At 64.5% G+C, this 25668-nt stretch carries 28 protein-coding genes and 1 tRNA gene; 18 read left to right on the top strand and 11 right to left on the bottom strand.

Features of this window, described 5'->3' with window-relative positions:
- The first annotated feature begins 74 nt into the window (after positions 1–74).
- Positions 75–605: a DUF2846 domain-containing protein gene (locus ABIF91_RS19275; RefSeq protein ID WP_424579310.1), complete on the top strand. Its 531-nt coding sequence runs from the start codon at positions 75–77 to the stop codon at positions 603–605.
- On the opposite strand, the gene istB is transcribed toward ABIF91_RS19275, so the two are convergent.
- The 5 genes from istB to ABIF91_RS19250 form a co-directional block, all read right to left on the bottom strand.
- The gene (istB, locus tag ABIF91_RS19270) at positions 602–1369 is read right to left on the bottom strand and encodes an IS21-like element IS1631 family helper ATPase IstB (RefSeq protein ID WP_038952109.1); all 768 of its coding nucleotides are present in this window, start codon (positions 1367–1369) and stop codon (positions 602–604) included. The genes ABIF91_RS19275 and istB overlap by 4 nt on opposite strands.
- Before the next feature lie 4 nt (positions 1370–1373).
- Positions 1374–3131, bottom strand: coding sequence for an IS21-like element IS1631 family transposase (gene istA, locus ABIF91_RS19265; protein ID WP_100214066.1), 1758 nt, complete (start codon positions 3129–3131; stop codon positions 1374–1376).
- 222 nt (positions 3132–3353) lie between these two features.
- Positions 3354–4673: an aminotransferase class V-fold PLP-dependent enzyme gene (locus ABIF91_RS19260; RefSeq protein ID WP_028176332.1), complete on the bottom strand. Its 1320-nt coding sequence runs from the start codon at positions 4671–4673 to the stop codon at positions 3354–3356.
- A gap of 345 nt (positions 4674–5018) precedes the next feature.
- Positions 5019–7163 carry a GumC family protein gene (locus ABIF91_RS19255; RefSeq protein ID WP_028176333.1) on the bottom strand — a complete coding sequence of 715 codons (2145 nt, stop codon included), beginning with the start codon at positions 7161–7163 and terminating at the stop codon, positions 5019–5021.
- 264 nt (positions 7164–7427) lie between these two features.
- Positions 7428–8135 (bottom strand): zinc-binding dehydrogenase, encoded by a 708-nt coding sequence (locus ABIF91_RS19250; protein WP_424579309.1) that lies wholly within the window; start codon positions 8133–8135, stop codon positions 7428–7430.
- Positions 8136–8203: 68 nt separating this feature from the next.
- On the opposite strand from ABIF91_RS19250, the gene ABIF91_RS19245 reads away from it, so the two are divergent.
- Positions 8204–8434 carry a hypothetical protein gene (locus ABIF91_RS19245; RefSeq protein WP_245285405.1) on the top strand — a complete coding sequence of 77 codons (231 nt, stop codon included), beginning with the start codon at positions 8204–8206 and terminating at the stop codon, positions 8432–8434.
- Here the strand turns inward: ABIF91_RS19245 and ABIF91_RS19240 are convergent.
- Together ABIF91_RS19240 and ABIF91_RS19235 are read right to left on the bottom strand one after the other, a co-directional pair.
- Positions 8418–9083, bottom strand: a complete 666-nt coding sequence (locus tag ABIF91_RS19240) for a class I SAM-dependent methyltransferase (RefSeq protein WP_028176334.1) — start codon at positions 9081–9083, stop codon at positions 8418–8420. The two genes, ABIF91_RS19245 and ABIF91_RS19240, sit on opposite strands and share 17 nt — an antisense overlap.
- Positions 9084–9184: 101 nt before the next feature.
- Positions 9185–9328: a hypothetical protein gene (locus ABIF91_RS19235; RefSeq protein ID WP_157783720.1), complete on the bottom strand. Its 144-nt coding sequence runs from the start codon at positions 9326–9328 to the stop codon at positions 9185–9187.
- A gap of 91 nt (positions 9329–9419) precedes the next feature.
- Between ABIF91_RS19235 and ABIF91_RS19230 the strand changes: the two genes are divergently transcribed.
- The 3 genes from ABIF91_RS19230 (at position 9420) to ABIF91_RS19220 (ending at position 11290) form a co-directional block, all read left to right on the top strand.
- A complete protein-coding gene (locus ABIF91_RS19230) occupies positions 9420–9746 on the top strand; it encodes a hypothetical protein (protein WP_028176335.1) in 327 nt (108 codons plus the stop codon).
- A gap of 134 nt (positions 9747–9880) precedes the next feature.
- The gene (locus ABIF91_RS19225; protein WP_028176336.1) at positions 9881–10261 is read left to right on the top strand and encodes a BA14K family protein; all 381 of its coding nucleotides are present in this window, start codon (positions 9881–9883) and stop codon (positions 10259–10261) included.
- A 237-nt stretch (positions 10262–10498) separates the two neighbouring features.
- Positions 10499–11290, top strand: a complete 792-nt coding sequence (locus ABIF91_RS19220; RefSeq protein ID WP_028176337.1) for a phytanoyl-CoA dioxygenase family protein — start codon at positions 10499–10501, stop codon at positions 11288–11290.
- Positions 11291–11375: 85 nt separating this feature from the next.
- On the opposite strand, the gene ABIF91_RS19215 is transcribed toward ABIF91_RS19220, so the two are convergent.
- Entirely contained in the window at positions 11376–12278 is a 903-nt protein-coding gene (locus ABIF91_RS19215; RefSeq protein WP_028176338.1) for a hypothetical protein, read from the bottom strand.
- 122 nt (positions 12279–12400) lie between these two features.
- Between ABIF91_RS19215 and ABIF91_RS19210 the strand changes: the two genes are divergently transcribed.
- The 3 genes from ABIF91_RS19210 (at position 12401) to ABIF91_RS19200 (ending at position 14172) form a co-directional block, all read left to right on the top strand.
- Complete coding sequence (locus ABIF91_RS19210; protein WP_348522442.1) at positions 12401–12832, top strand: cupin domain-containing protein; 432 nt, start codon at positions 12401–12403, stop codon at positions 12830–12832.
- Positions 12814–13314: an AraC family transcriptional regulator gene (locus tag ABIF91_RS19205; RefSeq protein ID WP_348522443.1), complete on the top strand. Its 501-nt coding sequence runs from the start codon at positions 12814–12816 to the stop codon at positions 13312–13314. Before ABIF91_RS19210 ends, ABIF91_RS19205 begins: the two co-directional genes overlap by 19 nt.
- Positions 13315–13422: 108 nt before the next feature.
- The gene (locus ABIF91_RS19200) at positions 13423–14172 is read left to right on the top strand and encodes an SDR family oxidoreductase (RefSeq protein WP_035669200.1); all 750 of its coding nucleotides are present in this window, start codon (positions 13423–13425) and stop codon (positions 14170–14172) included.
- 128 nt (positions 14173–14300) lie between these two features.
- On the opposite strand, the gene queD is transcribed toward ABIF91_RS19200, so the two are convergent.
- The 3 genes from queD to ABIF91_RS19185 all read right to left on the bottom strand — a co-directional run bounded on the left by queD (position 14301) and on the right by ABIF91_RS19185 (position 16495).
- Positions 14301–14657, bottom strand: coding sequence for a 6-carboxytetrahydropterin synthase QueD (gene queD, locus ABIF91_RS19195; RefSeq protein WP_028176339.1), 357 nt, complete (start codon positions 14655–14657; stop codon positions 14301–14303).
- A gap of 82 nt (positions 14658–14739) precedes the next feature.
- A tRNA-Arg gene (locus tag ABIF91_RS19190) sits at positions 14740–14816 on the bottom strand.
- Between the two features lie 236 nt (positions 14817–15052).
- Positions 15053–16495, bottom strand: coding sequence for a sensor histidine kinase (locus ABIF91_RS19185; protein ID WP_050995116.1), 1443 nt, complete (start codon positions 16493–16495; stop codon positions 15053–15055).
- 406 nt (positions 16496–16901) lie between these two features.
- Here ABIF91_RS19185 and rpmH point away from each other — a divergent pair, with 406 nt between their 5' ends.
- The 10 genes from rpmH to dapE all read left to right on the top strand — a co-directional run bounded on the left by rpmH (position 16902) and on the right by dapE (position 25552).
- Positions 16902–17036: a 50S ribosomal protein L34 gene (gene rpmH / locus ABIF91_RS19180; RefSeq protein ID WP_008542748.1), complete on the top strand. Its 135-nt coding sequence runs from the start codon at positions 16902–16904 to the stop codon at positions 17034–17036.
- Positions 17037–17062: 26 nt separating this feature from the next.
- Positions 17063–17449 carry a ribonuclease P protein component gene (rnpA, locus tag ABIF91_RS19175; protein ID WP_028176341.1) on the top strand — a complete coding sequence of 129 codons (387 nt, stop codon included), beginning with the start codon at positions 17063–17065 and terminating at the stop codon, positions 17447–17449.
- Between the two features lie 16 nt (positions 17450–17465).
- On the top strand, positions 17466–19316 hold the full coding sequence (yidC, locus tag ABIF91_RS19170; protein WP_028176342.1) for a membrane protein insertase YidC: 1851 nt from the start codon (positions 17466–17468) through the stop codon (positions 19314–19316).
- Positions 19317–19468: 152 nt separating this feature from the next.
- Positions 19469–20122 (top strand): ribosome biogenesis GTP-binding protein YihA/YsxC, encoded by a 654-nt coding sequence (gene yihA, locus ABIF91_RS19165; RefSeq protein WP_028176343.1) that lies wholly within the window; start codon positions 19469–19471, stop codon positions 20120–20122.
- Positions 20122–20487: a DUF423 domain-containing protein gene (locus ABIF91_RS19160; protein WP_028176344.1), complete on the top strand. Its 366-nt coding sequence runs from the start codon at positions 20122–20124 to the stop codon at positions 20485–20487. The genes yihA and ABIF91_RS19160 overlap by 1 nt, the downstream gene beginning before the upstream one ends.
- A 107-nt stretch (positions 20488–20594) precedes the next feature.
- Positions 20595–21482 (top strand): acetylglutamate kinase, encoded by an 888-nt coding sequence (gene argB, locus ABIF91_RS19155; RefSeq protein ID WP_028176345.1) that lies wholly within the window; start codon positions 20595–20597, stop codon positions 21480–21482.
- Positions 21483–21679: 197 nt separating this feature from the next.
- Positions 21680–22666, top strand: coding sequence for a DUF1036 domain-containing protein (locus ABIF91_RS19150; protein ID WP_035669196.1), 987 nt, complete (start codon positions 21680–21682; stop codon positions 22664–22666).
- 14 nt (positions 22667–22680) lie between these two features.
- A complete protein-coding gene (locus tag ABIF91_RS19145; RefSeq protein ID WP_028176347.1) occupies positions 22681–23373 on the top strand; it encodes a pyrimidine 5'-nucleotidase in 693 nt (230 codons plus the stop codon).
- A gap of 156 nt (positions 23374–23529) precedes the next feature.
- Positions 23530–24375 (top strand): 2,3,4,5-tetrahydropyridine-2,6-dicarboxylate N-succinyltransferase, encoded by an 846-nt coding sequence (gene dapD, locus ABIF91_RS19140; RefSeq protein ID WP_028176348.1) that lies wholly within the window; start codon positions 23530–23532, stop codon positions 24373–24375.
- A 10-nt stretch (positions 24376–24385) separates the two neighbouring features.
- Positions 24386–25552 (top strand): succinyl-diaminopimelate desuccinylase, encoded by a 1167-nt coding sequence (gene dapE / locus ABIF91_RS19135; RefSeq protein ID WP_028176349.1) that lies wholly within the window; start codon positions 24386–24388, stop codon positions 25550–25552.
- The last annotated feature ends 116 nt before the right edge of the window (positions 25553–25668 follow it).

Raw genomic sequence — 25668 nt, 5'->3', positions numbered from 1 at the left:
CGTCGCGATTGACTTCGTGCACCACCCCCGCCAATGATCCCTTGGGGACTGTTGGACTGAATCAGGGGGTTGGGATGGGCTTGCGTCCGGGGATCTTCGTTGCGGCTTTCTTGCTGGCGGGGTGTGCGTCAGGGCCGATGGGCAGCGCGGCTCTGACAGATAACGTCAATGCAAAAACCGCACGGCTGGTGGTCTATCGCTCATCCGCCCTGGGTTTTGCAGTCCAGCCAAGCTACGCAGTCGATGGACGCGTCATTGGCGGCAGCCAGGCTGCGGGGTTCGTCGCCTGCGAGCTGCCTCCGGGCCGCCACGAGGTTGCAGTCAACAATCTTCCGCTGAGCAGCAACCTGTTCGGGCAAGGAAGTGAGAAGGTGAGCCTCGATCTGCGTGCCGGCAGCACCACCTACCTCTCCGCCCAACCGCAGATGGGAATCGTCACGCCCGGCGCAATCACGTTGATCCAGGTCACGGAAAGCCAGGGCCGTGCCGACGTGGCCAGCCTGCATCAGAGCAACAGCTCATGTGGCCCCGCGGGTCACTTCAAATTCCTCCGGGTGTGGTCAGTCAAATTCCTCCACCCGCGAGGCAGGACAAGGGACTGTTAGTTTGAGTTTGTTTCCCGGGCAAGAGCTTCAGCGGCTTCTTTGAGCCGATAGCTGCGTCCGTCGAACTCAAGCAGATGGCAATGATGCATAAGGCGATCGAGGATCGTCGTGCTCATAGTGTTGTCCCCAAGGTATGCCCCCCAATCCTGCACGACGCGATTGGAGGTGACGATGACGCTGCGGCGCAGTTTGTAACGCTGATGGATCAGGGTCTGCAGCAAAGTGCCGGCGTCGTCGGGGATGGCGCGTGCGAGGAATAGATCGTCCAGCACGAGGAGATCGCAGTCGATGATGGTTCGCAGCCGGACCTCGCGTTGTGCCGGAGAGTTCAGGGCGTAGCGGTGGAAGAAGTCGTCGGTCTCAAGATACTGGACCTTGTGGCTTTGCAGGATCGCCTGATAGGCAATCGCCTTGGCGATGTGCGACTTCCCGGTGCCAGGTTTGCCAACAAGCAGAGCGTTCTCGCCAGCGGCAATGAACGCCAGGGTGTGGAGCTGGAAGCAGGTCTGACGTGGCAGTTTGGGATTGAAGGACCAGTCGAACTCGGCGAGCGTCAGCTTTTCGTCGAGCCCGGATTGCTGGTATCGCCGCTCGATAAGACGGGACTGACGACGGTCCAGTTCATCCTGCAGGATAAGGGAGAAGGTCTCGAGGAAGGGCTGGTTGGCGCCCTGCGCCTGGAGCACGCGCGTCTGCAGCGTGTCGCGGACACCCGACAGGCGCAGCTGTCGTAGGCAACGCTCAATTTCCGGCATGGTCATCATGTGGCTAGGTCTCCAGTTTAAGGTGAGAAGGTGCAGCGGGAGCGCTCGTGGCGCCGGAGTTGGCCGGGGTTGCGCAGGCGACACGAGCGCGGATTGCCGTGGCGTGATCGTCGTGAGCCTCGGCCTGCCGACCATTGTCGTCGGCGTCGCGCCGCACAGCGCGGCTGAAGAGGTCGCCGTATTCCGCGGGGGTACGGATCAGCGGATGATCCTGGGTGAGCGGCGATGCCGGCTGTGGCGTCACTCCAACCTGCTCGATCGCCTGTTCGAACAACCGCTCGACGGTCGCACGCACGTGCTTGTAGCGGTAGATGCGGTTGTCGATGGCGTGCGCGCAGGCCTGCTCGACCAGCCGCGCCGGATACTTCCGGCCCAGCCCGACAATGCCCCACATCGCGCGCTGTCCGGGGCGCCCTTCGGTGTCGAACACCTGCTGGCACAAGGCCCTGGTCTGCGGTCCGATGCGCTCGGCGCTCGCCAGCAGCACGGCGGTTTGCCGCGACGGGTTGAACGGCCGTTCGCTGGTCGGCAGGACGACAGAACCGGGGTGCGCCATCCGGGAATGAACACGCAGCAGCGCACGGGTGTGGCGATCACGGATCTCGATCGTGGTGGTGTAGATGCGCACGACGACCTGGCTGCCGATCGGCGCGGGCCGCGCGGCGTAATAGCTGTTGTCGACGCGTACGGTGGTGTCGTCGCAGACAGTCCGGACGACTTCGGTGAAGATGCGGAAGGGAGCGACAGGCAGCGGCCGCAGGTGCGGCTTCTCTTCCTGGAACATCGCCTCGACCTGACGGCGCGTGCTGCCGTGGATGCGTTTGGAAGCCCAGTTCTCCTCCCAGTGCCTCAAGAACTCGTTTTGCGCCTCCAGCGTCTCGAAGCGCCGTCCGGCCAGCGCAGTGCCCTGGGTATGTTGAATCGCATTCTCGACGCATCCTTTCCGATTTGGATCGGCCACGCGCGCGGGATCGGCGACCACGGCGTAATGAGCCAGCATCGCGCTGTAAATCGGGTTGAGCTGGGGCTCGTACAAATCCGGCTTGAGGACGCCTTCCTTCAGGTTGTCGAGCACGACATAGCTGGGGACCCCGCCAAAATACCGGAACGCCTCTTCGTGGAGCTGCGCCCAGACTTGTTGGCTGGACTTCCAGACTACCCGCCGGAAGCTGCGCCGCGAGTAGCGTAGCGTCATCACGAACAGGCGGGGACGACGGTACCGCCCGCTCTTCGGATCAACCGTCGGCGCGCCCTCGCCATAGTCGACCTGAGCTTCCTCGCCGGGGAGGAACTCAAGACGATCAAACTGCTCAGGATCAGCGTGCCGCAACCGGCGCACAAACCGCTTGACACTCTGGTAGCTGGACGGAAAGCCAAATTGATCAACCAGGTCCTGGTAAATCGCCTGCGCGTTCCGCTTCAGCCGGACCTGTTCTTCGATCCACGTCCGATGCGCTTCGCAAGCCGAACGGGCCAGGCTGCTGGTGACCGTCGCTTCCGATGTCCCAAAAGCCGGTGGTCGGGGTGGAGGAATTTGGCCGTCCGCGCTCACCGAGCCGGTGGTCACTTCCCCGGGGGAATTTGCCTCCGCACCGGCCCGCAGCGCCTGATAACGCCGGATCGTCTTGCGATCGACACCCGTCAGCCGGTGAATCTCGCGCTGGCTGGTGTTGCGATCAAGTAATGTAAGTACGGTGCTTTGCAGATGTCGCTTCAAGACGTTCAACTCCCCGGCCCCTTGCTGGCTAAAGGGGTCGAACATAAACGTCCTGCCTGACCGGCTACTGCTGTTCAGCGGCGCTGACGGCGATCATCAGGTGGGGGAGTTTCAAGTGACCATACCCGGGGGATTTTGACCGACCCACGGGGCATGTGGCAAGGCTTGATCTGAGGCGCTTTGCGGTTTCCCGAGGAGCCCGCCTAAGCGGGCGTCTCGAATGGCCGCACGCGACTGCTCTCAAGTTTGGTTTGCTATCCGCCAGTCTCACCCCGTCTTCGTGCCGGTGATGACGGCCAGCGCCTCGACGAGGCGGTCGAGATCGGCCTCGTCAGTGTAGAGGGCGGGCGTCACGCGGATGCACTGGCCTTTGGCGACGCCGGCCCGGCGCACCGTCATGATCTTGTAGCTGTCCCGAAGCTTCGCCACGATGGCTTCGTTGTCGACCTTGCTGGTCTTGCCGGCGAGGCGGAAGGACGTGATCGCGCCATATGAGCCGGCTTCATCCGGCGTCAGAATCTCGATGTCCTTGAATCCGCGGACGCGGCTCACCCAGTAGTCGCGCAAATAACGCAGGCGGGCTTGCTTCGCCGCCGCGCCGATCTGCTGATGCAGCGCCACGGCCGTCGGCACCGTCAGCACCGTGGCGAAATTGACCGTGCCGGTATGCACCCGCGAGCGGATGTTCTCTTGCGGAAAATCCTCGTCGCACATGTTGCGGTCGATGGCCGCGAGGCGGTCCTTCCTGATGTAGAGGAAGCCGACGCCGAGCGGGGCGCCGATCCATTTGTGCAGATTGAACCCGACGAAATCGGCGTCGAGCTCGCCCACCCGGAAGTCGATCTGTCCCCAGGAATGGGCGGCGTCGACGATGACGTCGATGCCCTTGGCCTTCGCCATGCGGGCGATCTCGGCGACCGGCATGACGAAGCCGGTGCGGTGGCCGACATGGGTCAGGAGGAGAAGCCTCGTCTTCGGGTTCGCCTCGATGGCGCGGGCGTAGGCGTCGAGCACCGCCTGGCGGGTGGCAGGCTCCGGCACATCGAACTTGACCACGTCGACGCCGCGGCGCGCCTTCAGCGCGTTCATCGCATACTGCATCGAATCATAGTCGAGATCGGCATAGAGCACGGCATCGCCAGGCTTCAGCCTGTTGTAGCCGCCGACGAGGAGCTGAAGCGCCTCGGTCGCGCCGCGGGTCAGCGCGATCTCCTCGGGCAGCGCGCCGACCGCCTCCGCCACCCTGGCGCGTACGGCCTCGAAATCCGTCCCCGCACGCAGCCGCGCGTAATAGGTGTTCTGATAGTTGACCATGTCGGACTGGCGGATGAACTCGCGCCTGACAGGCTCGGCCATGATGCCCCAATAGCCGTTCTCGAGATTGACGACATCAGGCGTGAAGGCATAGAGCCCCTTCACAGCCGCCCAATAGGCCTTGTCGGTGGCGACGGCGGCCACTGAGCCGGTCGGCTGCGCCGGAAGGCCTTCAGCCGCCATCGCCGGTGCCGCAAGCGGCACCACGGCTGCTGCCGCGAGGCCCTTGAGGACCAGCCGGCGGTCGGCCGAAATCGTCTTGATCAGTTGCATGTCAGCTCTCCCCAGAGCGTTCCCGAGCGACGTGACGTCCGGCTCCGCGTCAGGAAAACGCGTCAGACAATCATCCGGAACTCCATTCCGATGTCATCGGAACGGAAGAGGCTCCGGAGCGCCGGGAAAAGAGCAACGGACGATGCAGCTGAGATGACCGGAGCATGACAATGCGATGATCGCCAAGCCAATGCCGGCCGGCTCCGCGCTGGGCCGCTCGCAGGCGGGCGCCAAACCGATCGGCGGGATCACCGGCCCTGATCGGATGAGGCAGGTTGCGGATATCGTGCAGCGGATCCTGCTCGTCAGAGCGACAGCAACATCACCGCCGCCGCGTCGTCATCGTCAAACCGCAAGGCCCAATGCGCCACCCTCGGGCTGAGGCGCGACTGAACCGGCGGGCACATGATTGACGACGAGGCCGGTCGGCACCGCCGCATGTTTTGACAGCGCCGCGGTCACCCTGCGCATCGCGGCCGAACCGAGCTCGCCGGCGCGCGCCACCAGGACGATCAGGTCCGCATGCGCGGCCAGGGCGATGGCGTCGGGCTGCAGGGCGAGATTGCCGGCGTGGACGATGATCAGGTCGAACTCCGAACGAATGTCGTCCTCAGGCCTCGCATCGGGCTTTCGGCCGGCGCTCAGCAGCTCCTCGATCGATTGAAGGCCCGCCGTGGTCGAACCGTCGTGCCATTCGGTCACCGGCGGCTGGTGACTTGCGAATTCCGGCTGGAGCCGGATCAGCACGCTCATCATGCCCCGATTCACGGCGGCGCGATTGAGGGAGCGCGCAACCGTGTTGCCGCCGGCGCTCTTGCCGACCGACAACACCAGCGCGACCTTGCAGCCGCGCACCGGCACACGGTCGATGCGTTCGAGCAGCGGCCGCAGATGGGTGCCGACATCGAGCTCGGCCGAGGTGGCAACCGGTTTTTGCCAGACGGTGCTGATCCCGGCTCCGGATGCCAGCTCGGGGATACGAACCCAGACAGGAAGGCTGGGCATCGGCTCGGGCCGGGGCACGGCGGCGGGCGGGCGCTGGACTTGCCGATTGGGTGCCTCCACCGCATCCACAGATGCTGGCGCCTGAACGGACGCGGGCTCGTCGGCGGACACGCTCGTCATCACCGCAACGGCGCCGGTTGACGTCAGCAGCGAGCCGATCGCCAGCGCCGCGAGCAGCAAGGCGAGCGGCGGACGCGTCGAGCGCACCGGCGGAATGGCGATCGAGGCGACCTTGGTCTGGGACGCCTGCAGCTGACGCTGCTCGCTGGTCGTCTTGAACCTCGACAGGAACTGCTCGTAGATGTTCCTGTTGGCGTCGGCGTCGCGCTGCAGCTCCTGCAGCTTCACGAGAGCCTGGCCGTCGACCAGCATCTTCGTCTCGACGGCCTTGAGCTGCTTCTCCAGCGCGTTCTGCTGCTCGCGCTGGGCCTCATATTCGGACTTGGCCGTGTCGATGTTCTTCTTCCGCTCGATCTCGATCTGCCGGTTGATGTCGGCGAGCTGGCTGTAGGAGATCGCAAGGTCGGGATGGCGATCGCCATACACCGCCTTCTTCTGCGCGATCTGGTCATTCAAGGTCGAGCGCTGCGCGCGCAGCATGCTCAGCAGATCCTGCTTCACCGGCCCTTCAACATTGGCCTTGAGGTCGCGTTGCACCTGCTCGTAGCGCGCCTTGGCCTCCTCGGTGCGCGCGCGGGCGGCTGAGACCTGCTGGGTCAGATCGGTCACCCGCAATTGCTGCGTGGTGGATTCCTTGCCGGCGTTGACGATGTTGTGCTCGAGCCGGAAGGCGGCAACGGCATCTTCCGACGCGCGCAGGCGCTCGTTCAGCGCCTTCAACCGGTCCTTGAGCCAGTCGGCGGCCTCGTCGGTTGCCTCGGTGCGGACGCGCCCCTGGCTGGCAACGAATGCCTCGGCGATCGCATTGGCGTAGTAAGCGGCGCGCTCGGGGCGGTTCGAGGTGAAGGAAATCGCAATGACGTAAGTGAGCCCGCGGCGGGTGATCTCGAGGCGGTTGCGGAATCTTTCGAGCAAGCGCGTCATGTCGGTGTAACCGCCGGCGACATCCTCGTCGTCCGCGATCTTGAGCTGCTCGATCAGGGGGCGGAGAAAGCCGTCGGATTTTGCGATCTCGATCTGGCTCTGGAGCGCCGCGGCATCCTGGCCGATGCCCGGCAGCACCTCCTGATCCGAGGTCACGCGCAGCTCGCGGGGATCGAGCACGACCAGGGCCGTCGCGGCGTAGCGGACCGGAAGAACGACCAGAGCCAGGACGCCGAGGGCGAACAGCACCGCGGCCAGCGTCAGAATGCGCCGGCCGTTCTCGCGCAGAAAGGAGAGTGTACCGAAGACGGTCAGCGATCCCTTGATCAGGGCCGACCCGGTGCCGTCAGGCTTCAGCTTCGCAGCCCGCGGCGCTTCCCACGAAGCCGCTTGCTCCGTCGGGGCGATGCTTCGCGGAGATGGGCGGCTACCGAACGCCATGGGTTGGACTCGAAATCAACTGACAGTCATAGCTCAGAGGCTTGCTGCACCGTAAATATCCATGGTTAACCGGCGGTTACGGCGCGCGGCGCGAAGCCATAAGACCCGGCGGCATGGCTATGCCGGCGACCGGTGCCGCCTTGCCCCGGCAGGGGGTCTGATTGCGTGAGGCGAGGCCGTCGACCTGGACGCGGCGCTCAGCTGATGTTCAGAAGGATCCGTCCCGACGTGCCGCTGCGCATCAGGTCCAGCGCGTCGTTGATGTCATCGAGCGCGAACTCGTGGGTCACGATGCCGCGGTAGCTCACCTTGCCGGCATCGCTCAGGCGGACCAGGCGCGGGATATCGCGCGCGGGCTGGCATTGCCCGCATTCCGAGCCTTTCAGCACTTTCTCGAAGTGCAACGGGAGCGTATAGATTTCGGCCTTCTCGCGGGGAACACCGACAAGGATGCAGCGGCCTTTTCTTCGCCGTGATCTCGTAGGCGAGCTCGATCAAGTTCTTGACGCCGGTGGTCTCGACGACCTTGTCGGGTCCGTCGGCCCCCGTGATGGAGCGAACCTCGGCGGCCACATCCTTCACCGCCTCGGAGTTGATGGTGTGGGTGGCGCCGAAATCCCTCGCCATCGCCAGCTTGTTGTCGAGGCGGTCGATCGCAATCACGGGCCAGGCGCCGACCATCGCGGCGAATTGCACGATGTTCAATCCGACGCCGCCGACGCCGAACACCACGACAGCTTCGCCGATGGCGATCTGCGCATCGTTGTTGACGACGCCGAGCGCGGTCGTGACCGCGCAGCCGAGCAGCGGCGCGCTGGTGCGATCGATCGAGGCGGGAACGGGCGTGACGCGATTCTCCGAGACCACGGCATATTCATTGAAGGTGGTGACCCACCCCGCATTGAGACGTTTGCCGCGCCAGGAATAGACCGGTGTGTTGGACTGGATGCCCTTGCCCGGCCGCCAGTGCATGACGACGGTGTCGCCCTGCTTGCAGGAGACGACACCGGGCCGGTTTCGACGATGGTTGCGAGCGCTTCGTGCCCCAACAGATGCGGCAGGAACTTGTCGACGCCTTTGACGGCGTCGATCTCGTTGATCTGCGCGCCGCAGATGCTCGAGGTGTGCACATGCGCAAGCACCTGGCCGTGCTCGAGCGTATCAGGCAGGGTGAACTCGTCGACGACCAGCGGCTTGCCGGATTCGACGAGGATTGCCGCCTTGGCAGTCTTGATATCCATCAGCAGCGCCCGGTCACTCGAAATAGATGAATTCGTAATCGCCGGTGTAGCCGAGCTTGCCGTACAGCCAGATCCATTCCGACGTATGCAGGATGGACTCCGCCGTCAGCGCCCAGCATTCGAGGTTGTGCATTTCGGCGACGTTCCGGTACCCCTCAACCATGATGTACTTGTTCTTCCCGACCCGCTCGATCTCCTTGACCGCCGCCTCGAGCTCATACAGCCTGAGATTGTGCAGGGTGCCGAGCGAGATGACGAGGTCGAAACTGTCGTCGCCATAGGGATAGACGTCCTGGGCGCGATAGTTGAAGAGGTACGGTTTCACCCGCTCGTGCGCATGTTCGAGACCGTGCCTGGAGATATCGAAGCCGACGACCTTCAAGCCGGGCAGGATCTTCTGCATCTCGTAGAGCAGGAAGCCCTTGCCGCAGCCGACATCGAGCACGCTCGACCCATCCTTCAGACCGTAGGTATCGATCAGCGCCTTGGCGACCGGCGCCCAGCGCCCCTCGATGAAGCGGTAGCCGCCATAGCCGAAGCGGCGGTCGCCATCCCAATAATCGGCCTCGTATTCCCGCGCTTTCAGCGAGCAGGCGATCTTGTCGTCGTTCATGCGGGCCATGTAGTCGCGCTTGGTCGCCGTATGCAGCGGCGTCACAATATTCAGTAGTCGTCCCATCGAGCCCTCGGATTCCATCACGCGCGAAGATTGTCTTTTAGTGGCCTGGGGAGCCTTGCGCCGTGAACTGCGACTCGCCCTAGCATCTGGCCCGCGCGCCATCATTGTTTCAGATCAATGACCAGCGAATCGTGCCGCGGCGGCATTACCGATCCGCCGCCGAACACGGAGACGCTACAGCACATCGAGGCGACCGGCACCAGGTTCCCGGTGCGGCCGTCGGAGACCATGACGTCGAAGCGCATGCAACCAGAATGCGAACATCGCGTTCTTGCTGAAGAGAAGGATTGCCGATCCCCGCTCAGGATATTCGTCATTGCCGCAAGGGAGCCCACCATGGCGACCAAACCAACCATCGCCCGCATCTGGCGCGGCCGGACCCGCCGCGATCTCGCTGACGCCTACCAGGCCTATCTGCAGGCCGAGGGCATTCCGCCGCTGTTGAAGACCGCGCTCGGGGTGCAACAGTTGCGCGAGGACCGTGCCGAGGAGACCTGGTTCACGACCATCTCCTATTGGCCGGACATCGAGGCCATGACAGCCTTTACCAGGGGCGAGCCGACCAAGGTTCATCATCTCGCGCGCGACGCGGAATTCCTGATCGAGCTGCCGGAACGCATCGAGATCCACCGCATTCTGATCGACGAGCGGGGCCTGCGGTGAAGCGCTCAGCTCCATATTGTTCCGCCTGCATCCTCGGGAGAGCTCATTTTCCGTGGCCCTCTGACGCTCGCCTTGCGCGGAAGGAACGGAGCGGGCAACCCGCCGTTGCTCTACCCTCGACAACATGGAGCGACATGACAATGCGTAAAACTTTCGTCGTCCTCGCGGCCGCCGGAGCAATGCTCTCGACGGCTGCCTCGCCGGTGCTCGCGGCGCCTCTGCCGATCGGCAATCCCGGTCCCGACTCAGGCGTGCAGCAGGTGCAGTACCGGCATGGATACGGGCATGGATACGGACATGGGCATGGCTACGGCTACAGGCACCATCGCGGCCATTACGGCACCGGCGCAGCCGTACTCGGCGGCCTCGCAGCGGGCGCGATCATCGGCGGCGCAATCGCCAACAGCCAGGCTCAATCCAATGCCGCCTCCTACTGCGCGCAGCGCTATCGCTCCTACGATCCCGGCTCGGGGACCTATCTGGGCAACGACGGTCTGCGTCACCCCTGCCCGTGACGCGCGCATGAGCTTGCGGCAGCCTCATCGCACAGCGCGAGGCTGCCGACACTCGGCATGCACTCGCCCAGCGGCGGACGTGTCTTGATTCCGCACTCCGCCGCGCTATACGTTTCTATCATGATGTTCACGTCCACATTCTTCCCGCTGATCTGAACGGCAAAGAGTCGTTCCGGCGCATCTGCGCCAATCGGATCAACCGGCTGCGCTTGATGCGGTAGCCGCGGAGAATGTGCAATGCCCAAGACCGAACAGGTTGGCCTGACGCCCCGTCAGGTCCAGAACTTCATCAACGACGGTTTCGTCAAGATCGAGAATGCCTTCAGCACCCGGCTTGCAGAGCAATGCAGGGACGAGCTGTGGGCGGATATTGGTCTGTCGCCGGACCACCCCGAAAACTGGACGCAGCCCGTTGTCCGGGTGGGATCCAAGGCTTCGCCCCCATTCGTTGAAGCCGCGAATGCGCCGCCCCTGCACCGAGCCTACGATCAACTCGTGGGCGAAGGGCGCTGGCTTGCGCCGAGCGGCCTCGGGACCTTTCCGATCCGCTTTCCCTCAGCCGAATCCCCTGGTGATGATGGCTGGCACGTGGACATGAGCTTCGGCACCACCGATCCGGATTTCATGGAATGGCGTGCTAATGTGAAGAGCAGCGGACGCGCATTGCTGATGCTCTTCCTGTTCTCGGATGTTGGCCCGGACGATGCACCCACGAGGATCCGGAAAGGCTCGCACGCTGCAATCGCGCGGGAGCTGCTGCCCTACGGCGAGGCAGGCGCGACGCTCCGGCAGCTCTCTGCCGAGAACTACGCCTCGACGGCGGATTGCGAGGTTGAACTGGCGACCGGCGCGGCAGGCAGCGTCTATCTGTGCCATCCGTTCCTGGTTCATGCCGCGCAACCTCATCGCGGGAAACGGCCGCGCTTCATGGCACAGCCTCCGCTGTTGCCGAAGGGTGAGTTCGATCCGGCGTTGCCACCTTCGCCGGTTCAGATCGCGATCCGGCAGGCCTGCGGGCTGACGGTGTAGGAGGCGGAGGACATCCGGGACCGAGCCCGGATTGATCACGTTTTGATCCTGCAAAGCAAAGCACTCGGGGATCGGCGCGACGCCGTCACAGCTTCCCATACACCCGCCCTGCGACCGCCTTCAGGCGCTCGACCGAGCCGGACTCCGGATGCGGCTTGACCGGTGCGAACAGGATCGAAGCCTGCCTGCCGTTCTTCCAGACATAGATATTGACGGCGTTGCCGTTGCCCTTGGTGCAGGAATGCTCGCCGAAGGCTTCGCTGCCGAGTTCAGGGATCGCCACGTGCTTGCATGGCCCCGCGCGCTTCATCATGCCGGCGGCGGTGTCGCGCGAGGTCGCGATCACTGCGACGGTCATGGTGTTAGCCTCGCGATCGAACATCATGCAGCTGCCCGCGCCGGTCCGCTGAACGGTCAGCGTGCCGTTGTCGAGAAAGCCGTCGGCATCGGCGGCCGTGAGCCACTCGCAATTGCCGAACCGCTCGCTGCTTTTGCTCGCGCTGGCGATGGCAATGCGTGCGGCCTCGGTGATCGGTCCGAGCAGCGCATCGTCGGCGCGCCGCCCGCTCGGATAGACGCTGATCTGCAGGATGTAGTCGCCGGCCAGAGCGACGACCGAGGCTTCCTGGCGCTCGGCGCCGGCGGCGCTCGTGCCGCCCTGGCCTTCGTCGCCGATCCCGGTCACGGTGTTCAGCGGCATGCGCTCACCGAGCGTCTTGACGAAAGTCGCGTACAATTCCCTGGCGCGGTCCTTGTCGGGATTGCGGAACACGGTCAGCATCATCGTGTCGCCGCGCCCGGCCTGGTAGATGCAGCCGCGGCCGTCCTGATTTGAAATCAACGACCATTTGAGCGCCGGCATCGCAGCGGCGAGCTCTTTCGCGCTGATGAACGGGCAGGTTTCGGCCCCGCGTGCGGGAAGCACCGGGGCGGCTGCGATGGCAAGGAAGAGGGCGAGGCAGGAGAACAGGCGGCCGATTGTGCGCATGGAACGTACCTACTACCGAATTGGCGCGCCGCGCCGGACGTTTTCGTCGTCAGTTCGAGAACTGTACTTAATCATCTGGACGATTGATAATAGGAAAGCCGAACAATCTATGGATCGTCCAAGTGGACCCACTCAGCGATGTGATTGCCCTGCTTCGGCCAAGCACGGCCATTTCCAAACCCATCTCTGGTCGGGGTGCTTGGGCCGTGCGCTATGCCGCCCACGACGCCCCCGGCTTTACGATCATTCTGAGAGGTGAATGCTGGATTGCATTTGACGGTGAGCCCCCGTTGAAGCTCGAGACAGGGGCCTTCCTGCTTCTGCCCACCACGCCAGCCTTCACCCTTAGCAGTCATCCCGGCATGGCCGGGACGCCGCGAGATCCGATGGATGTACCTGTTCGTCATGGCGAGCAGGAGGGTGAAGCGGATTTCGAGGCGCTGGGCGGCACGTTTTGCATCGAGACGGCGAATGCGCCGCTGCTGCTCGCCCTGTTGCCGCGCATGATCCATGTGCGGCCGCCGAGGGGCGATCGGTGCGGCTCGGCCGGCTGATCAATCTCATCGCAGAGGAATGCCGTGGCAATGAGCCCGGCAAGGACATGATCCTCCAGCGCATGTTGGAAGTTCTTCTTATCGAGGCCCTTCGCTCGCATGGCACGACGATGGATGAGGACCGCGCCGGTCTTCTGCATGGCATGCGAGATCCGGCTTTGGCACGGGTCCTTGCGGCCATGCATGCTGATGTGCGCGCCGACTGGACGGTGGCCAGCCTTGCCCGAATCGCCGGCCAATCGCGTTCCGCCTTTGCCGCGCGGTTTGGCGCGGTGCTCAGCTGCGGCCCGATCGAATATCTCGCCCGATGGCGGATGGCGCTGGCGAAAGACGCGCTATTGCGCGGGGCAAAGACGCTCGACCGGATCGCCGACGACGTCGGCTACGAATCCGCTAGCGCCTTCAGCACCGCCTTTCGCAAGCGGCTCGGCTGTCCGCCGGGGCAATTTGCCCGGATCAACGGCAGCAGCGATCACGCCTGAGACCAAAGCACAAATCTGGACGATTGAACAATATAAATGGACCATAGATTATAGATCGTCCGAAGACCAAGCCTATTAAAGGACCATCCGAAATGAATGATGGTCCCCATGCAAACGATCCTGATTACCGGCACATCCTCTGGCTACGGCCTGGAAACGGCGCTGCATTTCCTCGACAAGGGCTGGAATGTCATCGCCACGATGCGGCGCCCCGACGCCAGTCTTTTTCCTGCGTCACCGAGGCTGCGTCTCCTGCCGCTCGACGTGACGAGCGACGAGAGCATCGCGGCAACCGTCGCAGCGGCCGGGCCGATCGACGTGCTGGTCAATAATGCCGGCATCGGCATTGTCGGCGCATTCGAGGCGACGCCAATGGCGCATATCCGCAAGGTCTTCGCCACCAACACGTTCGGCGTTATGGCGATGTGCCAGGGCGTGATTCCGCAGATGCGCGAACGCCGGTCCGGCATGATCGTCAACGTGACCTCAAGCGTGACGTTGGCCGCCATGCCGCTAGCGGCCGCCTATACGGCCAGCAAGCAGGCGATCGAGGGCTTCACCGGCTCGCTCGCGCATGAGCTTGGCTATTTCAATGTCCGCGCCAGGCTGGTGGAACCAGGTTATGCCCCGACGACCCGCTTCGCGCAGAATACGGACGTACGGATCGAGGATCTGATTCCGCCTGCCTATGCTGGTTTCGCGGCCCCCATCTTCGAGGCCTTCGCCCACCCTGCCATGACGACAAAGGAAACCGATGTCGCCGAGGCCATCTGGGCGGCCGTTCACGACACGTCCAACCGGCTCCAGTTTCCGGGCGGTGCCGACGCGGTGGCGCTCTATGAAGCCCGTCAGGGGTAAGCTCAACGGCCTGTCGATTACACATGCCAGTCGCAGCGCGGCATTGGTTCTCACGCCGGTGCCGGCTGTTCTCGATCATCGTTTCCATTCGGAGACGCGAACTTGCCGGATGCAACGCAGGGCCGTCGTCACCGCCCCTGATATTCGGCCCAACAATCCGCCGTCTCATAGACGCGGACCGCCCACAGTTGCTGAAGGCTCGGCTTCAGCCGGTCCCAGATCCAGACCGAGATGTTCTCGGCGGTTGGATTCTCGAGTCCTTCGACCTCGTTCAGGTATTGGTGGTCCAGCGTGCCCATGATGTCGGCGAAGCATTTTTCGATATCGAAGAAGTCCGCAACGAAGCCGGTGTGCGGATCCACCGGACCATCCAGCTGGACCTCGACCCGATAGGAATGACCATGCAGCCGGCTGCACCGGTGAGTCTCGGGCACGTTTGGCAGCCGATGCGCCGCCTCGAACTTGAACGCCTGCGATATCCTCATCCAGCTCCTCACACGGCGTGGCCATCCGGTCTCGGCCCGGTCTGGCGACCAGATGCTGCCTTGCCTGACCTGCGTCGAAGAATGGCGCGCCCGGAACGATTCGAACGTCCGACCCTCAGATTCGTAGTCTGATGCTCTATCCAGCTGAGCTACGGGCGCATTTTCGCAAACAGCGATAGCGGGCATGACCCGCGACGCAGCTCCCGGAGGACCGGGAGGGGTGCGAAAGAGCGCTCTGACTAACCGCTCTTGTCCCGATTGGCAAGGTCCGGCTCGCCGGTATTTTGGGGCATTTCCGCACCTCTGTTCGTCATTCCGGGGCGTGACGAAGTCGCGAGCCCGGAATGACGGAAGGAATGGAGATCGCCCCGCTCGTTCACTCGGCCGCTGGCCGACTACGCCCTGGCCCGCTCGTTGCGGATGGAGAGGAGTTCCACGGGGCGATCGGGGATGACGATCCGGAAGGTGGCGCCGATGGTGCCTTCGACCAGGTGGATGTCGCCGCCATGGGCGCGGACCAGCTCGGCTGCGATGGCAAGGCCCAGCCCGCTGCCCCCGGGGCGACCGGAGGTCTGGAACGCCTCGAACAGGTGCTCCCTCGTCCTCTGGGGGACGCCGGGGCCGGTGTCGGAAACCTCGAGAATGGCGACTGCGCCTTCGCGCTTTCCGGTGATCCGGATCTGCTGCACGCGGCCCTCGCCCGAGGCGTGGCTTTCGAGCGCCTGGGCGGCGTTGCGGACGAGGTTGAGCAATACGCGGAACAGCTGGTCGGGATCGGCATCGACCGCAAGCCCGCGCTCGATCGCGGCGACCCAGGCGATCGAGGCATCGTTGGCAAGCCCCGCGGTCTCGCGCACCTCGAGCACGACCGGCTCGATCAGGATCATGCGGCGGTCGGGCGCGGCCTCCTGGGCGCGGCCGTAGGACAATGTCGACTGGCAGAAGGCGATGGCGCGCTCGAGCGAGCGCACGAGCTTGGGCGCAAAGCGCTGCACCCGCGGATCCGGCACGCTCGCGAGCTGGTCCGACAGAAGCTGGGCCGAGGCGAGCAGATTGCGCAGATCGTGATTGATCTTGGAGACCGCGAGACCGAGGGCGGCGAGCCGGCTCTTCTGATGCAGCATCGACATCAGATCGCGCTGCATGTCCGACAATTCGCGCTCGGCCACCCCGATCTCATCGCTGCGCTGGCTCGGCACGATGATCCCGGCCGAACTCTCGGGGTTCTCATGGAAGCCGACCAGGCTCGCCGTCAGCCGCCGCATCGGCCGCACGAAGAGATAATGGAGCGCGAGATAGACGAGGCCCGCCGTCAGCACCGCGATGATCAGCGCGACCACCACGAGGTTGCGGGAGAAGCGGTACATCTGCTGCCGCAGCGGCAGCTCGTCGGTGACGATCTCGATGAACTGGGCATTGCCGACCCCGGGTCCGACGATGCGGATGGCCTGGTTGCCGGTCTCCAGCATCATCCGGAACGAGCCGGTGATCGCCTCCCAGGCGGTCATGTCGCGCAGGTCGATGTCATGCTCGATGGCGGACGGGATGTTGTCGCTGGCGAGCAGCCGGCGCTGCTGGCCCATCTTGATGGCGACGGCGCGGGCATTGATGCTTTTCAGGATCTGGCGCGACAGCGAATCGGGAACCATGCCGAGCGGCGCTGCATCCAGCACCAGCGCCGCCGTATTGGCCGCCGCAACGCGGTCGTTCAGCCGGTTGACCCAGAAATTGGCGATGGCCGGCACGTAGAGCAGCACCGCGGCGATCATCACCAGGGGAATGGTCAGCAGCAGCAGCTTGCCAGACAGCCCGAGCCCGCGCGTCCCGCGGGGGCGCATCGCCGGCTGCTCCGGCTGATCCAAATCCTGGATCGGCTGGCGATCTGTGGCTACCACGAAATTCGCCCCTGTTGGCCTTGGCTGATGGAGGATGCGGCCCGCCCGGAGTCCGGTCAAATTACGGATCGCTAATCTACCAAGGTGGGATGTATGTGCTGATATCGCGAGTCGCCACCTCAAGGGTTAAAAACCCCGCACAAACAGCGATATTCACCGGAATCGCGCGCTTGTGCGGCGTTGACGAAAAGAAGGCACTCCCTTATAAGCCGCGCAAATTGTCCGCGATGACCCGGTGCGACACCGGGAGCGGCTCTCTTGGGGCCGGAAAAGGCCCGTTTTGGGCCGCATCTTCCGGACTTTACCATCAATTCTACAGGCAAATTGCCCGGTCAGCGGAGAAAAACCCGTGAAGCGGACTTATCAACCCAGCAAACTGGTGCGCAAGCGCCGTCACGGCTTCCGCGCCCGCCTCGCCACTGCCGGCGGTCGCAAGGTCCTCGCCGCCCGCCGCGCCCGTGGCCGCAAGCGTCTGAGCGCCTGAGTCGGCCTCCCTTTTGGGATCTCATCATGGATCGGCTGAGGCAGCGGGCGGATTTCCTCGCCGTTGCCAATGGCGCGCGGGTGAATAGTCCCGCGTTCGTCCTGCAAAGCCGTTGCCGCGATGACTTTGGTCCGATCCGGATCGGCTTCACCGTCACCAAAAAGAACGGCAATGCCCCCGAGCGCAATCGCATCCGGCGCCGGCTTCGCGAATTGGTGAAGCGGCTCGATCGGGTGTCGATGCAGCCTCATCATGACTATGTGCTAGTCGGACGAAGAGACGCGCTCTCGCGCGACTTCGCCACCATGCTCGACGATCTGCGCATAGCGTTCACGAAGCCCGCGCGGCATACGGCCAAAGCGCGCGGCCAGAGGCCCGGCCCCGCTCCCGCTGCCAGCCGCAAACCGGATTGATGACGAGACATTCGAGATGACCGATAATCGCAATACCATCCTCGCCGTCATTCTGTCCGGCCTGGTGCTGATCGCCTGGCAGTATTTCTACAATGTGCCGCAGATGGAGAAGCAGCGCGCCCAGCAGCAGGCGCAGACCGAGCTTCAGAAATCCACGCCGCAGCCGACGGCCTCGGCGACTCCCGGCACCGCGCCGCAGCCGGGCAGCGTGACCCAGCCGGCGACGCCGGGCGCGGGCCAGCAGGCCCAGCCGGTCGTCGCCCGCGAGGCCGCCATTGCAGCCAGCCCGCGCGTGAAGATCGAAACCCCACGCATCGCCGGCAGCATCTCGCTGAAGGGCGGCCGGATCGACGACATCGCGCTGGTGCAATTCCGCGAAACGGTCGACCCGAAGTCGCCGCCGATCATCCTCTATTCACCCTCGGGCACAGCGGAGCCCTACTACGCCGAGTTCGGCTGGGTGGCGGCGACGGGCGTGACGGCGAAGATGCCCGATGCCCAGACCGTCTGGCAGCAGGACGGCAGCGGCAGCCTGACGCCGACGACGCCGGTGGTGCTGAAATGGGATAACGGCGATGGCCTCACCTTCCGCCGCACCATTGCCGTCGACGACCACTATCTCTTCACCGTCAAGGACGAGGTGAGCAATGTCGGCAACGCGCCGGTCACGCTCTATCCGTTCGCGCTGATCTCGCGCCACGGCGCGCCGCAGGTGTCGGGCTATTACATCCTGCACGAGGGCCTGATCGGCTATCTCGGCGACCAGGGCTTGCAGGAATACGCCTACAAGAAGATCGACGAAGCCAAGGCGGTGAACTTCAAGGTCACCAATGGCTGGCTCGGCATCACCGACAAGTACTGGGCCTCGGCGCTGCTGCCGGACACCAATGCCCAGCTCCAGGCGCGCTTCTCGTCGAACCCGGTCGGCAACGTCCACACCTACCAGACCGACTACCTGCTCGATCCCGTCACCGTCCCGATCGGCGGCACCGGCACGGCGAACGCGCGGCTGTTCGCCGGCGCCAAGGAAGCCGGCGTCGTCGGCGTGTTCCCGTTCGCCGGGCTCGGCGGCTACAACAAGGAGCTCGGCCTCAATCATTTCGATCTGCTGATCGACTGGGGCTGGTTCTACTTCATCACCAAGCCGATGTTCCTCGGGCTGGACTTCTTCTTCCGTTTCTTCGGCAATTTCGGCATCTCGATCCTGCTCGTGACCGTGATCGTGAAGCTCTTGTTCTTCCCGCTGGCGAACAAGTCCTACGCCTCGATGGCGAAGATGAAGTCGATCCAGCCGCAGCTTATGGCGCTGAAGGAGCGCTATCCCGACGACAAGGTGAAGCAGCAGCAGGAGATGATGGAGATCTACCGCAAGGAGAAGATCAATCCGGTCGCCGGCTGTCTTCCCGTGCTGATCCAGATCCCGGTGTTCTTCTCGCTCTACAAGGTGCTGTTCGTCACCATCGAGATGCGGCACGCGCCGTTCTACGGCTGGATCAAGGACCTCTCGGCGCCGGATCCGACCAATCTGTTCAACATGTTCGGGCTGCTCCCGTTCGATCCGACCACGATCCCGGTGTTCGGGCACTACCTCGCGCTGGGCATCTGGCCGATCATCATGGGCATCACGATGTGGTTCCAGATGAAGCTGAACCCGACGCCGCCGGATCCGACGCAGCAGCTCATCTTCAACTGGATGCCGCTGATCTTCACCTTCATGCTGGCGGGCTTCCCCGCAGGCCTCGTGATCTACTGGGCCTGGAATAACCTGCTCTCGGTGATCCAGCAGAGCTACATAATGCGACGCAACGGCGTGAAGGTGGAGCTGTTCGACAATCTCAAGGCGACGTTCGCGCGGAAGGCGACGTAGCCTCACGCGAGCGTTCCCGGTCATGCGGGCGCAAATGCCTCCACATCGTCATGCCCGGGCTTGTCCCGGGCATCCACGTTTTGGAGGGTGCCATGCGGACGGACGTGGATGGCCGGGACAAGCCCGGCCATGACGCGAGGATAGACTTTCATATGACAGACAAGTCAGACGACAAGCTGATCGAGGCCGGGCGAAAGCTGTTTGCCCGCGACTGGCAGTTCATCTGGGCCTCGCCCTCGATCGCCACGCTGCCGCCGATGGCGGGGCTGGAGATCGCCTTTGCCGGCCGCTCCAATGTCGGCAAGTCCAGCCTGATCAACGCGCTGACGGGGCGCAACGGCCTGGCGCGCACCTCGCATACGCCGGGCCGCACCCAGGAGTTGATCTTCTTCGAGGTGCCCGGGAAAAGCGACCTGCGCCTCGTCGACATGCCCGGCTACGGCTATGCCAAGGCGCCGAAGAGCCAGGTCGCGTCCTGGACCGACCTGATCCACAAATTCCTGCTCGGCCGCGCCTCGCTGGCGCGCGTCTACGTGCTGGTCGACGCGCGGCACGGCCTCAAGGACGTCGATCTTGAAGTGCTTGGGACGCTCGACCGTTCCGCCGTCAGCTACCAGATCGTGCTGACCAAGACAGACCAGGTGAAGGCCGCCGAGCTGCAGGCGCGCATCGCCGAGACCGAGGCCGCGCTGGCCAAGCATCCGGCCGCGTTCCCGACCGTGCTCGCGACCTCGTCGCGCAGCTCGACCGGCATGGAGAGCCTGCGCGCCGCGATGGCAAAGCTCCTGGAAGAGCGGAGCAAGTAATGGTGGCCCATCGCCTCCTGATCGGGCTTGCCGGAATGATGGGCGCCGCCGGCGTCACGCTGGCCGCGGCCTCCGCCCACGGCGCGGATGCGAGCCGCCTGGCATCGGCGAGCGCCATGCTGCTGTTTCATGCAACAGCCATACTCGCCGCCGTCGCGCTGCTCGCGCGCGGCCTTCTGCATGGCGGAATTGGCCTCGTTGCCGCGTTCGGCTTCGTGATCGGCGCCGCGCTGTTCGCGGGCGACCTCACCTTGCGGCAATATGCGGGTCACGCGCTGTTTCCCTACGCAGCACCGACGGGTGGAATGGTGATGATTGCGAGCTGGCTCGCGGTGACGCTGGCGGCGGTCGCGGCGAACAGGTAGCGCGCCTCTTACCCTCCCCTGGAGGGTAAAAAGGAACGCCACACTTTGCGCCGCGCCCGGCAATCGGATAGAACGCGCACCGACCGTCCCGCCAGCGAGACCGCGACATGACCGACATCTCTCCGCTCGACCAGGCCCGCATCCTGTCCGAAGCGCTGCCGCACATGCAGCAATATGACGAGGAAACCATCGTCATCAAATATGGCGGCCATGCCATGGGCGACGAGGCAACCGCGAAGAACTTTGCCCGCGACATCGTGCTGCTGGAGCAGACCGCGATCAATCCGGTGGTGGTGCATGGCGGCGGCCCGCAGATCGCGACCATGCTCAAGCGCCTCGGCATCGTCTCGGAATTCGCCGCCGGCCTGCGCATCACCGATGCTGCGACCATCGAGATCGTTGAGATGGTGCTGGCCGGCTCCGTCAACAAGCAGATCGTCGGCTACATCAACGAAGCGGGCGGCAAGGCCGTCGGGCTGTCAGGCAAGGACGGCAACATGGTGAAGGCGTCGAAGACGACGCGCACCATCGTCGATCCGGGCTCGAACATCGAGAAGGCGATCGATCTCGGTTTCGTCGGCGACCCGGAGAAGGTCGACCTCACGCTGCTCAACCAGCTGATCGGCTACGAGCTGATCCCGGTGCTGGCACCGCTCGCGACCTCGCAGGACGGCCAGACGCTGAACATCAACGCCGACACCTTTGCGGGCGCCGTCGCGGGCGCGCTGAAGGCCAAGCGCCTCCTGCTGCTCACCGACGTGCCAGGGGTGCTCGACAAGTCGAAGAAGCTGATCCCGCAGCTCTCGGTCAAGGACGCGCGAAAGCTGATCGCCGACGGCACCATTTCGGGCGGCATGATCCCGAAGGTCGAGACCTGCATCTACGCGCTGGAGCAGGGCGTGCAGGGCGTCGTCATCATCGATGGCAAGATGCCACACGCGGTGCTGCTCGAGCTCTTCACCAACCAGGGCACGGGCACGCTGATCCACAAGTGACGCGGAAGACGCCACGCACGAAAGCCGTCATGCCCGGGCCTGTCCCGCCTGCGCGGCCGAAGCCGCTTCGGCGCGGCGAAGGCCCGGGCATCCACGACCTTTCCTCTCTTGGCAAACGCGTAGACGGCCGGGACAAGCCCGGCCATGACGAATGGAGAGAGCGACGAACCAGCCGCCCGCCTCTCGCGCGCTTCCTGATGACGCTGCCGGCAGCGATCGTCTCGTTCCTGTTCTCCTCCGCGCCGGCCTTTGCCGACCTCAAGATCTGCAACCGCATGTCCTATGTCGTGGAGGCCGCGATCGGCATCGACGACAAGGCGGCGACCGCGACGCGCGGCTGGTTCAGGATCGATCCCGCCACCTGCCGCGTGGTGGTGCAGGGCACGTTGACGGCCGACCGCATCCTGCTCAATGCGCGCGCGCTCGGCGTCTACGGCGCTTCCCCGATCCCGCAGAGCGGCCGCGACATGCTGTGCGTCGCACAGGACAATTTCGTCATCGCCGCGGCGCGACAATGCCGCAGTGGCCAGACCCAGGCCGCATTCACGCAAGTGACTCCGACGCAAGGAGCGGATGGCAACCTCGTTGCCTATCTCGCCGAGGACTCGGAATATGACGACGAGCAGGCGCGCCTCGCCGGCATCCAGCGGCTGCTGGTGATCGCAGGCTACGACGCAGCTCCGATTGACGGCGTCGACGGGCCGAAGACGCAAGCGGCGCTGGCCGCCTTCCTGAAGAGCCGCGGATTATCGTCGGACGTCGCGGCCTCGCCGAACCTGTTCAAGACCATGGTCGACGCCGTGCAGACGCCCTCTGCGACCGGCCTCACCTGGTGCAACGACACGCCGCACAAGGTGATGGCCGCGATCGCGACCGATGACGGCAAGTCCGTGACGAGCCGCGGCTGGTATCGCGTCGATCCCAAGACCTGCCTGCACCCCGATGTGACCGGCCAGCCCAAGCAGATCTTCAGCTTCGCGGAAGCGGTCGACGCCGACAATCGCGTCGTCAAGCTGAAGGATCGGCCGCTGAACTGGGGCGGCGACAGGCAGCTCTGCACGCGCGAGACCAAGTTCGAGACGAGCGAGCAGACCGATTGCGGCGCGCGCGGATTTGCGCCGACGGGCTTTGGCGCCGTGGACATGTCGAGTGGCGGCAAGACCCTGCGCTTTGCGGTGCCGTGAGGGAGAGAGCTGTGATGACCCCGCCCCGCACCTTCGCGCATGTCGACACCTGGGTGTTCGACCTCGACAACACGCTCTATCCGCATCACGTCAATCTGTGGCAGCAGGTCGATGCGCGGATCGGGGAGTTCGTTTGCAACTGGCTGAACGTCGGCCCGGAGGAAGCGCGGGCGATCCAGAAGGACTATTACCGGCGCTTCGGCACCACGATGCGGGGCATGATGACCCTGCATGGCGTCTCCGCCGACGACTATCTCGCCTACGTCCACAAGATCGACCACTCGCCGCTGGAGCCGAATCCGGCGCTCGGCGCTGCCATCGCAAAGCTGCCGGGCCGCAAGCTGATCCTCACCAACGGCTCGGTCGACCATGTCGACGCGGTGCTGGCGCGGCTCGGCTTCGCCTCGCATTTCGACGGCGTGTTCGACATCATCGCCGCCGAATTCGAGCCCAAGCCGGCGCAGCAGACCTACCAGAAATTCCTCAGCCAGCATGCGGTCGATCCGACCCGCGCCGCCATGTTCGAGGACCTCGCCCGTAACCTCACCGTCCCGCACCAGCTCGGCATGACCACGGTGCTGGTAGTGCCTGATGGGACGAAAGAGGTGGTGCGCGAGGATTGGGAACTGGAAGGCCGGGATGCCGCCCATGTCGACCACGTCACGGACGATCTGGCGGGGTTCTTGGCGCAGCTGTCGCCCCACTAACCGTTGTCGTCCCGGATCTGCGCGCGCCTGAGGGCGCGCTTGTCCGGGACGACAGCGAAGCATGGGCAACGGTGGACTATGCCTTGACTCCGTCGCCTCAAATCCCGAAAAAGCGCCCCAATCCATCAAAATTCCTACTCCCTAGAGGAAATCCCGATGTCGCTTGCAGCCCTCGAATCCACCATCAACAGCGCCTTCGAGGCGCGCGACGGCATCTCGACCACGACCAAGGGCGAGGTGCGCGAGGCCGTGGACCAGTCGCTGGAGATCCTCGACAAGGGCGAGGCGCGCGTTGCCGAGCGCGGCGCCGACGGCAAGTGGAAGGTCAATCAGTGGCTGAAGAAGGCCGTGCTGCTGTCCTTCCGCCTCAACGACATGGGCGTCATTCCCGGCGGCCCCGGCAAGGCGACCTGGTGGGACAAGGTGCCATCGAAGTTCGAGGGCTGGGGCGAGAACCGTTTTCGCGACGCCGGTTTTCGCGCGGTGCCGGGCGCCATCGTCCGCCGCTCGGCCTTCATCGCCAAGAACGTCGTCTTGATGCCGTCCTTCGTCAATCTCGGTGCCTACGTCGATGAGAGCACGATGGTCGACACCTGGGCCACCGTCGGCTCCTGCGCGCAGATCGGCAAGCGCGTGCACATCTCGGGCGGCGCCGGCATCGGCGGCGTGCTCGAGCCGCTGCAGGCCGAGCCCGTCATCATCGAGGACGATTGCTTCATCGGCGCGCGCTCCGAGGTCGCCGAAGGCGTGATCGTGCGCAAGGGCGCGGTGCTGGCGATGGGCGTGTTCCTGGGCGCCTCGACCAAGATCGTCGACCGCGAGACCGGCGAGGTCTTCATGGGCGAAGTGCCGGAATATTCCGTCGTGGTGCCCGGCGCGCTGCCCGGCAAGCCGATAAAGAACGGCCAGATCGGCCCGAGCACCGCATGCGCCGTGATCGTCAAGCGCGTCGACGAACGCACGCGGTCCAAGACCAGCATCAACGAGCTGCTGCGGGATTGATCCGACGCGCATGACCGATGCTCTCTCCATTGCCCGCGATCTCATCCGCTGCCCTTCGGTGACCCCGGCCGATGCCGGCGCACTGGGGGTGCTCGAGAAGGCCCTCAACGCGGCCGGCTTCACCTGCCACCGCGTCACCTTCAGCGAGCCGGGCACCGCCGACGTCGAAAATCTCTACGCGCGGATCGGCACGGAAGGTCCGCACATCACCTTCGCCGGCCACACCGACGTGGTGCCGCCGGGTGACGAGAGTGCCTGGAGCGTCGGCGCATTCTCCGGCGAGGTGAAGGACGGTGTCCTGCACGGCCGCGGCGCCGTCGACATGAAGGGCGGCATCGCCTGCTCCGTGGCTGCGGTGCTGGAGCATCTCGCGGCCAATGGCGGCAAGCCGCGCGCGGACGGAAAAGGTTCGATCTCGTTCCTGATCACGGGCGACGAGGAAGACGTCTCCGTCAACGGCACCGTCAAGCTGTTGAAATGGGCCGCCGAACGCGGCGAAAAATTCGATCATTGCGTGCTCGGCGAGCCCTCCAATGTCGAGACGCTCGGCGACACCATCAAGGTCGGCCGCCGCGGCTCGCAATCCGGCACGCTCTATGTCGACGGCGTGCAGGGCCATGTCGCCTATCCGCACCGCGCGTCCAATCCTGTGCCTGACATTTCGCGGCTGATCGTGGCGATTTCCGACGAGCCGCTCGACCACGGCAGCGCTCAGTTCCAGGCCTCCAATCTCGAATTCACGTCAGTGGACGTCGGCAACAAGGCGTTCAACGTCATCCCCGGCGAGGCCCGCGCCCGATTCAACATCCGCTACAACGACAACCACACGCAGACATCCCTGCGCGAACTGGTCGAGGCCCGCCTCGCCAAGGCCTGCGGCAACCGTATCAAGGCCCGCATCGTCTGGGAGCCGTCGAACTCCAACGTGTTCGTGACCAAGCCCGGCCCCTTCACCGATCTCGCCGTCGCCGCGATCGAGGAGGTGACGGGCCGCAAGCCGGAGCTGTCGACCTCCGGCGGCACCTCGGATGCGCGCTTCATCTCCAGCTATTGCCCGGTGATCGAGTTCGGCCTGGTCGGCCAGACCATGCATCAGGTCGACGAGCGCGTGCCGGTTGCGGATCTGGAGAAGCTGACGCGGGTCTATCGCGGGATCCTGACGCGGTATTTTGCTTGAGGCACTGTTGCCTCCACAAAGAGAGCTGTCATCGCCCGACTTGATCGGGCGATCCAGTATTCCAGAGACAGTTTTGATTGAGCCGCGAGGCCGCGGCGTACTGGATGCCCCGCTTT

Origin of the sequence: Bradyrhizobium sp. USDA 241, assembly GCF_049739505.1 — a bacterium.
Classification (GTDB): Bacteria; Pseudomonadota; Alphaproteobacteria; order Rhizobiales; family Xanthobacteraceae; genus Bradyrhizobium; species Bradyrhizobium liaoningense.
Note: the sequence above shows the minus strand (reverse complement) of the source record. Positions and strands in the feature narration are given on the sequence as shown.

Coding starts and splice junctions, on each gene's coding strand:
- ABIF91_RS19275 (WP_424579310.1), top strand. CDS start 75: ATGGGCTTGCGTCCGGGGATCTTCGTTGCGGCTTTCTTGCTGGCGGGG.
- istB (WP_038952109.1), bottom strand. CDS start 1,369: ATGATGACCATGCCGGAAATTGAGCGTTGCCTACGACAGCTGCGCCTG.
- istA (WP_100214066.1), bottom strand. CDS start 3,131: ATGTTCGACCCCTTTAGCCAGCAAGGGGCCGGGGAGTTGAACGTCTTG.
- ABIF91_RS19260 (WP_028176332.1), bottom strand. CDS start 4,673: ATGCAACTGATCAAGACGATTTCGGCCGACCGCCGGCTGGTCCTCAAG.
- ABIF91_RS19255 (WP_028176333.1), bottom strand. CDS start 7,163: ATGGCGTTCGGTAGCCGCCCATCTCCGCGAAGCATCGCCCCGACGGAG.
- ABIF91_RS19250 (WP_424579309.1), bottom strand. CDS start 8,135: ATGCACTGGCGGCCGGGCAAGGGCATCCAGTCCAACACACCGGTCTAT.
- ABIF91_RS19240 (WP_028176334.1), bottom strand. CDS start 9,083: ATGGGACGACTACTGAATATTGTGACGCCGCTGCATACGGCGACCAAG.
- ABIF91_RS19235 (WP_157783720.1), bottom strand. CDS start 9,328: ATGCGCTTCGACGTCATGGTCTCCGACGGCCGCACCGGGAACCTGGTG.
- ABIF91_RS19230 (WP_028176335.1), top strand. CDS start 9,420: ATGGCGACCAAACCAACCATCGCCCGCATCTGGCGCGGCCGGACCCGC.
- ABIF91_RS19225 (WP_028176336.1), top strand. CDS start 9,881: ATGACAATGCGTAAAACTTTCGTCGTCCTCGCGGCCGCCGGAGCAATG.
- ABIF91_RS19220 (WP_028176337.1), top strand. CDS start 10,499: ATGCCCAAGACCGAACAGGTTGGCCTGACGCCCCGTCAGGTCCAGAAC.
- ABIF91_RS19215 (WP_028176338.1), bottom strand. CDS start 12,278: ATGCGCACAATCGGCCGCCTGTTCTCCTGCCTCGCCCTCTTCCTTGCC.
- ABIF91_RS19200 (WP_035669200.1), top strand. CDS start 13,423: ATGCAAACGATCCTGATTACCGGCACATCCTCTGGCTACGGCCTGGAA.
- queD (WP_028176339.1), bottom strand. CDS start 14,657: ATGAGGATATCGCAGGCGTTCAAGTTCGAGGCGGCGCATCGGCTGCCA.
- ABIF91_RS19185 (WP_050995116.1), bottom strand. CDS start 16,495: ATGCGCCCCCGCGGGACGCGCGGGCTCGGGCTGTCTGGCAAGCTGCTG.
- rnpA (WP_028176341.1), top strand. CDS start 17,063: ATGGATCGGCTGAGGCAGCGGGCGGATTTCCTCGCCGTTGCCAATGGC.
- yidC (WP_028176342.1), top strand. CDS start 17,466: ATGACCGATAATCGCAATACCATCCTCGCCGTCATTCTGTCCGGCCTG.
- yihA (WP_028176343.1), top strand. CDS start 19,469: ATGACAGACAAGTCAGACGACAAGCTGATCGAGGCCGGGCGAAAGCTG.
- ABIF91_RS19160 (WP_028176344.1), top strand. CDS start 20,122: ATGGTGGCCCATCGCCTCCTGATCGGGCTTGCCGGAATGATGGGCGCC.
- argB (WP_028176345.1), top strand. CDS start 20,595: ATGACCGACATCTCTCCGCTCGACCAGGCCCGCATCCTGTCCGAAGCG.
- ABIF91_RS19150 (WP_035669196.1), top strand. CDS start 21,680: ATGACGCTGCCGGCAGCGATCGTCTCGTTCCTGTTCTCCTCCGCGCCG.
- ABIF91_RS19145 (WP_028176347.1), top strand. CDS start 22,681: ATGACCCCGCCCCGCACCTTCGCGCATGTCGACACCTGGGTGTTCGAC.
- dapD (WP_028176348.1), top strand. CDS start 23,530: ATGTCGCTTGCAGCCCTCGAATCCACCATCAACAGCGCCTTCGAGGCG.
- dapE (WP_028176349.1), top strand. CDS start 24,386: ATGACCGATGCTCTCTCCATTGCCCGCGATCTCATCCGCTGCCCTTCG.